We start from the raw sequence: 12374 nt of genomic DNA on the forward strand, positions 1-12374 counted from the left end.
AATCATGTGATGGGTGACGGGGGAAGTCAACGACGACCGTCAGACGGATTCCGCGCGCACCCGAACGGGCCCGCCGGAGTCGTCCACGCCGGACATCCAGTCCGCCGCGAGATACCACGGCCGCCCCGGCAGCAGCGTGCGCGCCCACTTCTGCCGGTGCAGCACGCGGCCGTCCTGGACCACGGTGACCGCGGGGCTCGGGATCACGGCCGCGCTCCAGAGGACGAAGTGGCCGCGCGGCGGCGCGGCGGCGACGGCCGAGACGAGGTTGGGCGCCACCCAGGCCAGCGGCTCGCTCACGCGCAGGGGGACGAGACGCCTGCTCGGCGGGGTGTCACCGCGGGCCGCGAGATGACCGAGCACACCGCTGGCGACGGCCCGCCCGTCGAGCGCGGCCACGTCGGCGGTCTCCACGGCGTGCAGCAGGTTGCCGGCCGCGAAGACGCCCGGCACCGACGTGCTCAGGTCGGTTCCCACCGCGGGCCCCAGCGTGCCCGGGTCGAGCAGCACGCCCCCGTGGCGGGCCAGTTCGTGGTCGGGGATCCAGTCCCCGGTGAAGACGACCGTGTCGCAGCCGAGGGACGCCCGCCTCCCGTCGGCGTGCCGCACCACGATGCCCTCGACGCGACGCCGTCCGACGATCTCCTCGACGCCGGTCCGGGTCAGCACGGGCGTACGCCACATCAGCCGCGCCCCGATCCGGAACGCCTCGTACGTCTGCGGCCGGTCGTGACCGGTGATCATGGCGCGCACCTTCACACCGGCGTGCGAGAGCGTCGTGAGCGCCGAGTAGCTCACGTGCTCGGCACCGACGATCACCGCCTCGCGGCCGACCGGCAGCCCGTGGGTGTACACCGTCTGCTGGAGCTGGCCCGTGGTGTAGACACCGGCCGGGCGACTGCCCGCCACCAGCCGTGCGGTGCGCGGCCGTTCGCGGGCGCCCGTCGCGAGGACGACCGCGCGGGCCGTCACCCTCTCCAGGCCCCGCGGGCTCGTCGCCTCCAGGGTCAGCGTCTCGGCCGTCCCCCCGTCCCAGCCGGTCACCGAGACACCGGTCCGTACGGTGACCCCCGCCCTCCGCGCCGCGTCGAGGAGGTGCCGCGCGTACGCCGGTCCGCTCATGACCCGGTGCAGGTCGCGCATCCCGTAGCCGGTGTGATGGGAGTGGCGGGGGATGCCGCCGCCCTCCTGCTCGCGTTCCAGCACCTCCACATGCCCGGCGCCCTGCCGGGCCAGTTCCGTCGCGGCGGCGAGCCCGGCGGGCCCGGCACCGATCACGGCGACGTCCACGTGCCGCTGCGTGCGCCCGTCGGCACGGGCCTGCCCGGTCACCGGCCCTCACCCGCCGGAGCCGACTCGGCCAGCAGGTGACGGACCTCGGCACCGCAGTAGAAGCCCTGGCAGCGGCCGAGCGTGGCGCGGGTACGACGGCGCAGCCCCTCCAGGGTGCGGGCGGGCAGCGGCGAGGCGAGGGCGTCGCGGATCTCGCCCCGCGACACGCGCTCACAATGGCAGACCATGGTTCCGTACTCCGGGTCCTCGGCGATGAGGTCGGGCCGCTGGTAGGGCCGCAGCGAGGCCTCGCCGATGGTGGGCATGTGAGGGATGCGGGCGGGCACCGGCTCGCCGAGTTCGAGTCCGGCCTTGCCCAGCAGGTCCCGTACGTGTGCGCCGATGGCCAGGGCCGAGGTCAGCCCGGTGGAGCGGATGCCGCCGACACAGACGTAGCGCTGGTCGGCGTGCAGGCGCAGCTGGTAGTCACCGTGCTCGGTGGCGGCGCGCAGCCCGGCGTAGACCGTGGTGACCTCCTCCTCCAGAAGGTCCGGCATCAGCCGCCTGCCCTTGGCCAGCAGGGTGTCGATCCCCTCGGGGGAGGATCCCGTCCTCGTCTTGTCGCCGAGGTCCTCGGCCGTGGGGCCGAGCATCACGTTGCCGAAGACGGTGGGGGAGATCAGCACGCCCTTGCCGAGCGCCGTCGGCACGGGCAGCAGGATGTGGCGGACGAGGGAACGGGCGAACTTGTCGAAGACGATCAGCTCGCCGCGGCGCGGGGTGACCGTGAAGTCCTCGTGGCCGAGCATGCGGTCGACCTCGTCGCTGCGCAGCCCGGCGGCGTTGACCAGATAACGGGTACGGAGCGCCCCCCGGCCGGTCTCGACCAGCGTGCTGCCGTCGGGCTCCAGCCGTACGCCGCGCACCTCGGTGTCGAGGAGGATCTCCACGCCGTAGCCGAGTGCCTCCACGGCGAAGGCGAACGGTGTGGTCCAGGGGCAGATGATGCTCTCGCCGGGGATCTCCAGGGCGCCCAGCGCGCCCGGGCCCAGATGGGGCTCGCGGCGGTAGAGCTCGTCACGGTCGACGTGCCGGGTCTCGGTGTAGCCGTTCCTGGCGGCCTTCTCCGCCAGACCCGGCAGGGCGTCCAGCTGCTCCCGGTCCCAGGCGACCAGCAGTGCGCCCAGGGGCTCCATGGGGATCCCGGCCGCGGCGGCGTAGTCCCGCAGGAGGTGGTAGCCCTTGGCGACCAGCTCGGACTCCAGCGTGCCGGGCGTGGCGTCGAAGCCGGTGTGCAGGATCGCCGTGTTGGCCTTCGAGGTGCCGTCGCCGATGTCGGAGGATGCCTCGACCAGCCCCACCCGCAGCGGATGCCGGCCCAGTGTCCGGGCGATGGCGGCTCCCACGTCGCCGCCGCCCACGATGAGGACGTCGAACTGCGACTGCCTGGACGTGAGGGTCATGTCGTCTCCCGCGCCTGTGCGACGGACGCTTCGGCGGCGCGCCGGAACCGGTCCAGCCGCTCCTGTGCCTCGTCCGGGCCGATGCGTGGTTCGTAGGTTCTGGCCGGGCCCCGTCGGGGGACCGCCGTGCCCGGTTCGCGTCGGGGGTCGATGCCGTAGGCGGCCAGTGCCGCCACGCCCAGTGCGGTGGTGTCCGCCCCGGGGTCGGCCTCGACCGGCACCTGCAGCAGGTCGGCCTGGGCCTGCATGAGGAGCGCGGAACGGGTCAGCCCGCCGTCCACGCGCAGGGACCGGATCCCGCGTCCGGTGTCGGTGCTCGCGCTGTCGACGAGACAGGCCACCTGCGCGGCGATGCCTTCGGCGAGTGCCCGGACGACATGAGCCGTCGTGGTGTCCAGGGCCAGTCCCGTCAGGGAGCCGCGGGCCTGTGGCTGCCACTGGGGTGCCCCCAGGCCCGCGAGCGCGGGCAGGAAGACGACCCCGCCGCTGTCGGGGACGCCGCCGCCGACACGGTCCAGGTCGGCGGCGCTCTCGATCAGCCCCAGGTCGACCAGCCAGCGCACCGCCGACGCGGCGGTGTAGACCTGGCCGTCCAGCGAGTACGTCGCCTTCCCGTTCAGCCGCCAGGCGACCGAGGCGGTGAGGCCGGCCGTGGACCGTCGGCTGTCCGTGCCCTGGTTCAGGACCAGGAAGGCCCCGGTGCCGTAGGTGCACTTGGCCGTGGCGGCGGCCAGGAGGCCGTGGCCGAACAGGGCCGCGGGCTGGTCCACGATCGCCGCGGTGACCGGGACCAGGTCGCCGGTCAGGACCTCGGTCTCGCCGATCGTCCCCGCGCAGTCGACGATCTCCGGGAGCGGCTCGTCGTCCAGTCCGAAGGCCGCCAGCGCCGTGTCCGACCAGCCGGTGGAGTCCAGGTCCATCAGCTGGGTGCGGGACGCGGTGGCCGCGTCGGTCACGAACCGGCCGGTGAGCTGGTGCAGGAGCCAGGCGTCGGACGTCGTGACGACTCCCTCGCGTGTCCACTGCTCGCGCAGCCAGGCCATCTTGGGAGCGGCGAAGTAGGGGTCCAGCGGGAGGCCGGTGAGTGCGGCCAGCTCCTCGCCCCGGTCCCGCAGCCGCTCGCAGACGGTCGCGGCGCGGCGGTCCTGCCAGCCGAGGGCCGGGGTCAGCGCCTTGCCGGTGGTGCGGTCCCAGGCCAGTACCGTCTCGCCCTGGTTGGCGAGCCCCACGGCACCGACGTCCTCCCCGCTGTCACGCACCGCCTCGCGGGCGGCGGTGAGGACGGACATCAGCAGCTCCGTCGGGTCCTGTTCCACCGAGCCGCCCGGGCCGTACGAGGGGCGGACCTCCGCCTCGGCCCGGCCGATGACGCCCCGCTCGGGGCACACGACGATCGCCTTGGTTCCGGAGGTGCCCTGGTCGATGGCGAGCACATTCTCTGTCATTGCCGTACCTCACCGCTCCGTCCGACGTGGTGCCTCAGGCCTTGGAGAGCACGCCGCCGTCGACGACGAACGCGGTTCCCGTGATCGCCCTGGCGTGGTCGGAGAGCAGGAAGGCGACCGACTGCGCGATCTCCACCGGCTCGATGGCCCGGCCGATCGGCTGCCACTCCGGCAGCGCCGCGTCCAGTGCCTCGCGGCCGCCGAGCCGGTTGTAGTGGGGGACGTTGAGCTTGGTGTCGACGAAGCCGGGGCAGACCGCGTTGGCGCGGATGCCCTCGCCGCCGTGGTCCAGCGCGATGGCCTTGGTCAGCATCAGGACCGCGCCCTTGCTGGCGGTGTAGAGCGCGAGCTGCTTCTCGGCCGCCAGCGAGTTGATCGAGCCGATGTTCACGATGGCGCCGCCGCCGGCCGCGACCAGTGCCGGGATGGCGTACTTCGAGCCGAGGAAGACGCCCTTGACGTTCACGTCGAACGTGCGGTCGTACTCCTCGACGGTGGCGGACGCCGTGTCGTTGGGGAGGAGGACCCCGGCGTTGTTGACGATGCCGTCCAGGCGTCCGAAGCGCCGGACGGTGAACTGCACGGCCTCCTCGACCTGCCGCTCGTCGGTGACGTCGAGGATGCGGACCTCCCAGCGGTCGCTGTCCACCAGGTCGGTGAGCACCTTGAGACCGGCCTCACTGTGGGTCGTGGCGACCACCTTGGCCCCTTCGTCGTGCAGGTGCTTGGCCGTCGCGAGACCGATGCCCGCCGACGCGCCGGTCACGAGCACGACCTTCTCCAGCAGCAGACCCATGGGGATCACCTAGCTCTCGTCCAACTATCGACTGACGATTGTCGACAGAAAACTTCCAAAGGAAAGGCCCCCTGTCAAGGGGGCCTTCGCCGATCGGTTCGGCGTGGCCGGGCGTCAGGCCTTCTTCCTCGCCCGGGAGGGCTTCCCGGCTCGCGGGGCCGGCGCCTTCTCCTCGGGGCTGTCGGGGGCGGGGAGTCCTGGGCGGATGTGGGTGGTCAGCTCCTCCCGCACCCGGTCGAGGTCGCCCGAGCGGATGCAGGCGAGCAGCCGCTGGTGGTTGGCCGCCAGGTCGGAGAGGTGGGCGAAGGACTGGTGGTCCACTGCGAGGAAGAGCCGCAGCTGGGACTCCCAGCTCAGCCACATGTCGAACAGCATGCGGTGGTCGGCCGCGCGGTAGAGCGCCCGGTGGACGGCGAGATGGGTGTCGATGCAGCCGGCGACGTCCCCCGCCTCGGCCTTCTCCGTCAGCGCCTCGACCGCCTCCACGAGTTCCGCGCTGCCCTCCGGTGTCATGAGAGACGGCAGGGCCCGCTCGATCGCGAACGGCTCCAGGACCGAACGCAGGCTCTCGATCTCGGCGATGACCTCCCTGCTGACCTCGGCCACGAAGGAACCGCGGAAGGGGACGCGGGTGACCAGGCCCTCCTCGTCCAGTCGCTGGAGGCCCTCGCGCAGGGTCGTGCGGCTGACTCCCATCTCCTCGGCGAGGTGGGTCTCGCGAAGCTGGCTCCCGGCGGGGAAGGTGCCGTCGAGGATGGCGTTGCGCAGCATCGTCACCACGCTCTCCGACCTGGTATTCGACGCGATCCGTGTGACGGCCACCGGAGATCCCTGCCCCTTCGTTCTTGGTCGATTGTCGACCGCTAGCTTCCCACAGATTACCGCCCGGTTCGGGGTCGTCCCGGGTTCTCGCTGATGAGCGGGGTATTGACAGCGGCCGGATACGTGGACTCTTGTTAGTGGAGACGGTCGAGAGTAGATTGTCGACAGTTTCCACTCGAAAGGACGAGTCCTATGACCGAGCTCGCTGGAGTGTTCTCCGCGGTGGCCACTCCGTTCCGGCCGGAGGATGCCTCCCTCGACGTGGGCGGACTGCGTGACCTCGTCGAGCGGACCATCACGGGCGGCATCCACGGCCTGGTCCCGAACGGGTCGACGGGGGAGTTCCCCTCGCTCAGCGGGGACGAGCGCCGCGAGGTGGCCGAGGTGGTCATCGACCAGGCGGCCGGACGCGTTCCGGTGATCCCGCACGTCGCCGCCATGACGACGAAGGAGGCCGTGAGCCTCGCGCGGCACGCCGAGGTCGCCGGCGCGGCCGCGGTGATGGCCGTGGCCCCCTACTACGAGCCGCTGACCATCGAGGAGATCAAGAAGTACTTCCTCACCATCGCCGGATCGGTCTCCGTCCCGGTCGTCGTCTACAACCTCCCGGTGGCGACCGGCGTCAACCTGACCGCGGAGCACGTCGTCGACCTGGCCCGGCGGGCCGGCAACATCACGCACGTCAAGGACACCACCGGCGACCTGAGCCAGGCCGCACGCCTCATCCACGACCACGGCGACGAGATCAAGACCCTCGTGGGCTGGGACACCCTCTTCTTCGCCTCCCTCCTGGAAGGCGCCGCCGGATCCATCGTCGGCGCGGCCAACTTCATCGCCCCCGAACTGGTCGCCATCTACGACGCGGTCCGGGCCGGCCAGATCTCCTCGGCCAAGAAGGACTGGGACCGCATCTTCCCGATCATGCAGTTCCTGGTCGGCGGCGGATACGTTCCCGCGGTCCGGGCCGCACTGGACATCACCGGCCACTCCGCGGGCCCCGCCCGTGAGCCCATCGGACCGCTGGAGAGCGAGCGCTACGCCGAGCTCGAAGCGCTGCTCAAGCCCCACAGCGCCTGACGCCGCAGGGCCGGAGCCTCCTCACCCTCCGGCCCTGCTCGGCGGCACCCGTACCGGTCACACGCCACCCCCCGTCGCCCCCTGCCCCGCTCGTCCACCGAAGGACGCCAGAGCACAGTGAGGTCACCATGTCAGACCGCTCCCCGGCGCAGTCACCCGCTGCAAGACCCGCAGACTCCTACGAGTCGGACGCCCAGCTCGACGCGTCCGCCCTCGACGACACCGCCTACCTGGCCAAGCTCGGCTACAAGCAGGAACTGAACCGGGCCATCGGCCTGTTCTCCAGCTTCGGTGTCCAGTTCAGCTCCATCGCCGTGGCCTCCGCCTGCTTCACCACGCTCATCGTGGGACTGGGCTTCTTCGGGCCCGCCTCGTTCTGGTCATGGGTGATCGGCGGCTTCTTCCAGGTGTTCATCGTGGGTCTGGCGGTCGGCGAACTCGTGTCCGCCTATCCGCTCGCCGGCGGCGTCTACCAGATCAACACCCGCATCCTGTCCCAGAGCAAGAACCGCCTCGTACGCCACCCGTGGCTCGGATGGCAGTCCGGCTGGTGGATCGTCCTCGCCCACGCCGTGTCGGTGGCGGCCGTGGCCTGGAGCATGGTGCCGTACGTCGCCGGATGGTTCGAGGTCGACACCCTCACCAACGCCGAGACGTTGTGGTGGGCCCTCGGCATCATCGCGTTCGTCACCCTGATCAACGTCGCCGGAGTGCGGATCGCCGCCCTCGCCAACAACATCGGTGTCGTCGCGGAACTCGTCGGTGCCGTGCTGGTCGTCGGTGCCCTGCTGTTCGTCAGCCACGACACCCAGCCCGCCTCCATCCTCAACGACACCGGCGGCACGGTCACGAACGGCCAGTGGCTCACACCGTTCCTCTTCGCGTTCCTGCTGCCCGCCTACATCATCTCCAGCTTCGACTCGACCGGGAACGCCGCGGAGGAGACCCGCGACGCCGCCCGCAAGGCACCGCTCGGCGCCTTCCTCGCCAACAGCGCCGCATGGCTGTACGGCATCCTGTTCATCGCCCTGCTCTACCTGGCCATCCCCGACGTCGACGCCGTCATGGGCAGCGACACCCCGGTCAAGTTCATCCTCGACAGCGCCGTCGGCACCCAGGTCACCGAGATCTTCGAGGTCGTCGCCATCGTCGCGCTCGTCGCGACATGCACCATGCTCCAGCTCACCGGCGTCCGTGTCCTGTGGTCCCAGGCACGCGACGGGCAGATCCCGGCCGCGAAGACCCTGCGCAAGGTCGCCGCCAACCGCATCCCGGTCAACGCCACGCTGGTGCTGTTCGCGATGTCCGTCGTGTTCGCCGTCACCGCGTCCTTCTCCGCGACGGCACTGGCGGTGCTCGCCGGACTCACCTCACTGGCCTGGGCCCTCGCCTACGGAGTGGTCGTCACGAGCGGCCTGTACGGCCTGCTGGCACGCAAGCTCCCCGCCCGCCCCTTCAACCTCGGCCGGCTCAGCCCGCTCGTCTTCGTCCTCGCCGTCGCCTGGTCGCTGCTGCTGGTCGTGGTCCTGATCTGGCAGAACCCCGAGCAGGTCGGAGGCGGCATGCTGGGCGCCATCGTCGTCGGCGCGGTGCTGTACGCCCTCATCCCCAAGCACGGACGACCCTCCGAAGGGGCCTCGCATGTCGCACCCGACGATGTGGAAGCCTCGGCCTGATTGTCTCCGGACCATCTACGACAGCGAAGGAGATGCCCTCATGAGCACCTCGCCCGAGCCCACCGTGGTCAACATCGTCGACGGGGTGAGCCGTCCGGGCTCCTCCGGCGAAACGATCGACGTGCTGGACCCGAGCACGGGGTCCCACATCGCCTCCTTCACCGACTCGACCGCGGACGACGTCGACGCGGCGGTGCGCGCCGCCCACCGGGCCGCCCCCGGCTGGGCGGCCACGCCTCCCGGCGAGCGGTCCGCGGCCCTGCACCGCCTCGCGGACCTGGTCGCGTCCAGGCTGACGGAACTGGCGGATCTGGAGGTGGCCGACGCCGGCAAGCCGTGGACCGCCGCCCACACCGGCGAACTGCCCGGCATCGTGGACGCGTTGCGGCACTTCGCCGGGGCCGCGCGGGCCACGACCGGGCAGCCGGCCGGGGAGTACGCCAAGGGCAACACCTCGTTCCTGCGCCGCGAACCGGTCGGCGTGGTCGCCGCCATCACCCCGTGGAACTTCCCGCTGTGGCAGGCGGTCTGGAAGATCGTGCCGGCGCTCGCCGCCGGCAACGCGGTCGTCGTCAAGCCCGCCGAGAACACGCCGCTGTCCACGACCCGTTTCGTGGAACTCGCGGGGGAGATCCTGCCGCCCGGTGTCCTGAACGTCGTCCTCGGCACGGGCGCGGTGGTGGGGGAGGCGCTGGTCGCCCACCCGCTGGTGGACCTGGTCTCCTTCACGGGCTCGACCCGGGCGGGTCGCCGCATCGGACAGGTGGCCGCGGAGGCCCCCAAGCGCGCCCTGCTGGAACTCGGGGGCAACGCCCCCGTCGTCGTCTTCGACGACGTCGACCTGGAGAAGGCCGTACCGATCCTGACCAACGGGGCGCTCTACAACGCCGGTCAGGAATGCATGTCCGCCACCCGGCTGCTGGTGCAGGAGTCCGCCCACGACCGGGTGGTCGAAGCCCTCAAGGAGAGCCTGGGCGGTGTCGTCATCGGCGACACCTCGGACAAGAACACGGTCCTCGGCCCGCTCATCTCCGCGCACCAACGGGACAGCGTCCACCGTCTCGTGGAGAACCGCCCCGGCCATGCGACGCTGGTGCTGGGCGGAGCGCCCGTGGACCGGCCGGGCTACTACTACCAGGCCACCCTCGTGACCGGTCTGCGCCAGGACGACGACCTCGTCCAGGAAGAGATCTTCGGCCCGGTCGTCACCGTCCAGACCTTCACCGACGAGGCCGACGCCATCGCCAAGTCGAACGACGTCCCGTACGGCCTCGCCGCCTCGGTATGGACCCGCGACGTCGGCCGGGCGCTGCGTGTGGCCAACGCCTTCGACTTCGGCAACGTGTGGATCAACAACCACATGGTCGTCGGCCCCGAACTGCCCATCGGCGGCTTCGGCGCCTCCGGACACGGCAAGGAAGGAGGCACCGCCGGCATCGAGGAGTTCACCCGCGTCAAGCAGGTCGTCATCAGCCTGGACTGACCCACCGCACCTCCCCGCGGTCCCACGTCCTGGCCGGCCCGCTGCCGGGCGCCGGGTCAACCCCCTTGAGCGGGGGTTTACCCGGCGCCCGGCGCAGTCCTGTCCACCAGCAACGAGCACGGCAGAGCACGCTCGGCAGCTCCCCTCTCGTCATTCGGCTCGACCCGATACAGGGAAGCCCGCGGCGTGCGGGTCACCGTTTCCGTCAGGAGGCCGTCGGTGAAGAGAGCGCCGACGCCGTCCTCCAGCGCCCATCCCGCGGTCAGTGCCCCGGTGCCCACGGCCGCCCGGTAGGAGGAACGGCGGCCCGGCTCGCTGTCGTAGTGCGGACAGACCGAGCCGGACAACAAACCCAGTCCGTCCGGCAGATACGTCAGCGGTCCGAAGGAGTCGGTGTGCGAGCCCTCGGCCCAGCAGTTGGCGCCGGCACTGATCCCGCACAGCAAGGTGCCGCCGTCGTAGGCCTCGTGCATCAGCCGGTCCACACCGTGCGCACGCCACACCGCGAGCAGGTTCGCCGTGTTGCCGCCCCCTACGTACACGATGTCCTGGGACAGCAGAAACGTGCGCAACGCGGCGTCATCGAACTCCCGCCGGAACAGCGGCAGAACACCGGGTTCACAGGCCCGTGGCGCGAACGCGGAGAGGAACCGGTCGACGTAGGCGGGGGCATCGCCGCTGGCGGTGGGCACGAAGCACACCTTGGGCCGGGAAGCCCGTGCGAGACCGAGCACCCAGTCGTCGAGCAGACCATCGTCGTCCGTGGAGAAGCCGCCCCCGAGAAGGGCCAGACGGCGCAGGGGAGTCACAGCCAAGGGAAGGCCCTCCTCGGGACACAAGCCGACCAGAACAGACGGTGTCCCGAACGATGCCGAGACGTCCGCTGCTTCCACAAGCGACATACGCCGTCACACCACGGCCGGACGACCGACCGGTTGACCATCACCTGACGTCCTCTCGCCTGAGAGGCCACGTCGTCCGCCCGCCGAAAGTCACTCGGCGGGCCCGAGCGCACGCAGGTCGGCGTCCAGCATGCGGATCAACTCACCCACCCGTCCGCCCCCGCTCGGTGCCACGGGGAAGCGTCGGAGCACGGCGACGACGACCGGTGTCGCCCGGTGCACCGCCTGCTCGACGCACTCGGCACCGACGTTCCGGTCGTCGCCTGCGACGAGTTCGGCCGCTCTGGCCGCGTAGGCGGCGGCTCCGAGGATGTGCTTGACCTGGGTGGCCTTGGCCAGCGGGTGCAGATAGGCGGCGCCTGCCGCGGACATCGCCGCCCACGCTGCCTCGCGCGCGGCCGCGGTGTCCGCGGTCCTGGCCGCCTTGAGGGCCGCGGACGCGGTCTCGCGCAGTGACTTTCCGCGTGCGCCGCCCCGAGCGAAGTCCCACGCGTCCCGGACGGCGTCGCGGGGCCGCGGGTCGTCCGGCTGATCGGCCTCGAAGATCGAGAGCACCGCCTCCGCACACGCCGCGGCGAACCCGGTGACCTCACGAAGGTCCTGTGTGCTCAGAACGATCTCGCTCGTGTCCCCCGTCATGCGTCCATCTTCCACGACCGCGCCGGACAGCCGACCACGGCCGGCACGCGCACCCGGAGAACCCGTCGCACCGCCTTCTGACCAGCGACTCGGACCGGCGGAGACTCACCTCCCAGGAACCGACCGGGGCGAGGGGAGGAGCGGTGAAGTCAAGTGGCCCAGCAGATCGGTCAGTTGAGAGAACTGGGAGAGGGTCTTCCAGGGCTCGAAGCGGGCCAGATCGTCCTCGCGTCCCGTCCCCCACGTGCAGGCCACCGTCCGTACACCGGCGGCACGTCCGGCCTCCATGTCCGCCACCGAGTCACCGACCAGCACCGCCCGCCCGGGAACGACGTCGAGCTCTCGGAGCAGCCACCAGACCCCTTCCGCTGAGGGTTTGGGCGCGGGCTCGTCGTCGGGCGTGACCAGTGCCTCCACCAGGTGACCGACACCGAGGAACTCCATGGTCGGTTCGATGCGGTCCCGGTCCTTGCCGGTGATCACGCCGACGCGTACGCCCCGCCCGCGCAACTCGGTCAGCAGCTCCCGGGCACCGCCGAAGAGCCGCGTCCGGTCCACCAGGGCGCGAGCCGTCCGGCTGTACGGTTCGAGCGCGGCCGGGGGGAGGCCCAGCCGGGCGAGGATGTCGGCCGCCGGCTGACCGGCCAGGGCGAGGAACCGCTCGACCGGGGGCTCGCCCGGTGCGCCGACATGCGACCAGGCCGCCCTGAGGGCGGCCACGGTGATGTGCTCCGAATCGGCCAGGGTTCCGTCCCAGTCGAAGAGGACCGCCTCGACGGATGGGGTGCTGCTCACTCGT

General features: G+C 71.3%; 11 protein-coding genes. 3 read left to right on the top strand and 8 right to left on the bottom strand.

What is annotated here, in order from left to right:
• Positions 1 to 39: 39 nt before the first annotated feature.
• The 5 genes from SCAB_RS42710 to SCAB_RS42730 form a co-directional block, all read right to left on the bottom strand.
• Positions 40 to 1332 (bottom strand): NAD(P)/FAD-dependent oxidoreductase, encoded by a 1293-nt coding sequence (locus SCAB_RS42710; protein WP_013006300.1) that lies wholly within the window; start codon positions 1330 to 1332, stop codon positions 40 to 42.
• Positions 1329 to 2735, bottom strand: coding sequence for an NAD(P)/FAD-dependent oxidoreductase (locus SCAB_RS42715; RefSeq protein ID WP_013006301.1), 1407 nt, complete (start codon positions 2733 to 2735; stop codon positions 1329 to 1331). Before SCAB_RS42715 ends, SCAB_RS42710 begins: the two co-directional genes overlap by 4 nt.
• On the bottom strand, positions 2732 to 4180 hold the full coding sequence (locus SCAB_RS42720; protein WP_013006302.1) for an FGGY family carbohydrate kinase: 1449 nt from the start codon (positions 4178 to 4180) through the stop codon (positions 2732 to 2734). The genes SCAB_RS42715 and SCAB_RS42720 overlap by 4 nt, the downstream gene beginning before the upstream one ends.
• Positions 4181 to 4214: 34 nt before the next feature.
• Positions 4215 to 4976, bottom strand: a complete 762-nt coding sequence (locus SCAB_RS42725; RefSeq protein WP_041671267.1) for an SDR family NAD(P)-dependent oxidoreductase — start codon at positions 4974 to 4976, stop codon at positions 4215 to 4217.
• 114 nt (positions 4977 to 5090) lie between these two features.
• Complete coding sequence (locus SCAB_RS42730) at positions 5091 to 5798, bottom strand: GntR family transcriptional regulator (RefSeq protein ID WP_106437349.1); 708 nt, start codon at positions 5796 to 5798, stop codon at positions 5091 to 5093.
• 192 nt (positions 5799 to 5990) lie between these two features.
• Here SCAB_RS42730 and SCAB_RS42735 point away from each other — a divergent pair, with 192 nt between their 5' ends.
• From SCAB_RS42735 to SCAB_RS42745, 3 genes are all read left to right on the top strand, one after another.
• A complete protein-coding gene (locus SCAB_RS42735; RefSeq protein WP_041670220.1) occupies positions 5991 to 6875 on the top strand; it encodes a dihydrodipicolinate synthase family protein in 885 nt (294 codons plus the stop codon).
• 128 nt (positions 6876 to 7003) lie between these two features.
• A complete protein-coding gene (locus SCAB_RS42740; protein ID WP_013006306.1) occupies positions 7004 to 8551 on the top strand; it encodes an APC family permease in 1548 nt (515 codons plus the stop codon).
• Positions 8552 to 8591: 40 nt separating this feature from the next.
• Positions 8592 to 10034: an aldehyde dehydrogenase family protein gene (locus SCAB_RS42745; RefSeq protein ID WP_013006307.1), complete on the top strand. Its 1443-nt coding sequence runs from the start codon at positions 8592 to 8594 to the stop codon at positions 10032 to 10034.
• Positions 10035 to 10111: 77 nt separating this feature from the next.
• Here the strand turns inward: SCAB_RS42745 and SCAB_RS42750 are convergent, their stop codons facing one another.
• The 3 genes from SCAB_RS42750 to SCAB_RS42760 all read right to left on the bottom strand — a co-directional run bounded on the left by SCAB_RS42750 (position 10112) and on the right by SCAB_RS42760 (position 12370).
• On the bottom strand, positions 10112 to 10927 hold the full coding sequence (locus SCAB_RS42750; protein WP_013006308.1) for a Type 1 glutamine amidotransferase-like domain-containing protein: 816 nt from the start codon (positions 10925 to 10927) through the stop codon (positions 10112 to 10114).
• 99 nt (positions 10928 to 11026) lie between these two features.
• Entirely contained in the window at positions 11027 to 11575 is a 549-nt protein-coding gene (locus tag SCAB_RS42755) for a putative immunity protein (protein WP_013006309.1), read from the bottom strand.
• A 105-nt stretch (positions 11576 to 11680) separates the two neighbouring features.
• Positions 11681 to 12370 (bottom strand): HAD family hydrolase, encoded by a 690-nt coding sequence (locus SCAB_RS42760; RefSeq protein WP_013006310.1) that lies wholly within the window; start codon positions 12368 to 12370, stop codon positions 11681 to 11683.
• Between the last annotated feature and the right edge of the window lie 4 nt (positions 12371 to 12374).

It is taken from the genome of Streptomyces scabiei 87.22, from assembly GCF_000091305.1.
GTDB classification, from domain to species: domain Bacteria; phylum Actinomycetota; class Actinomycetes; order Streptomycetales; family Streptomycetaceae; genus Streptomyces; species Streptomyces scabiei.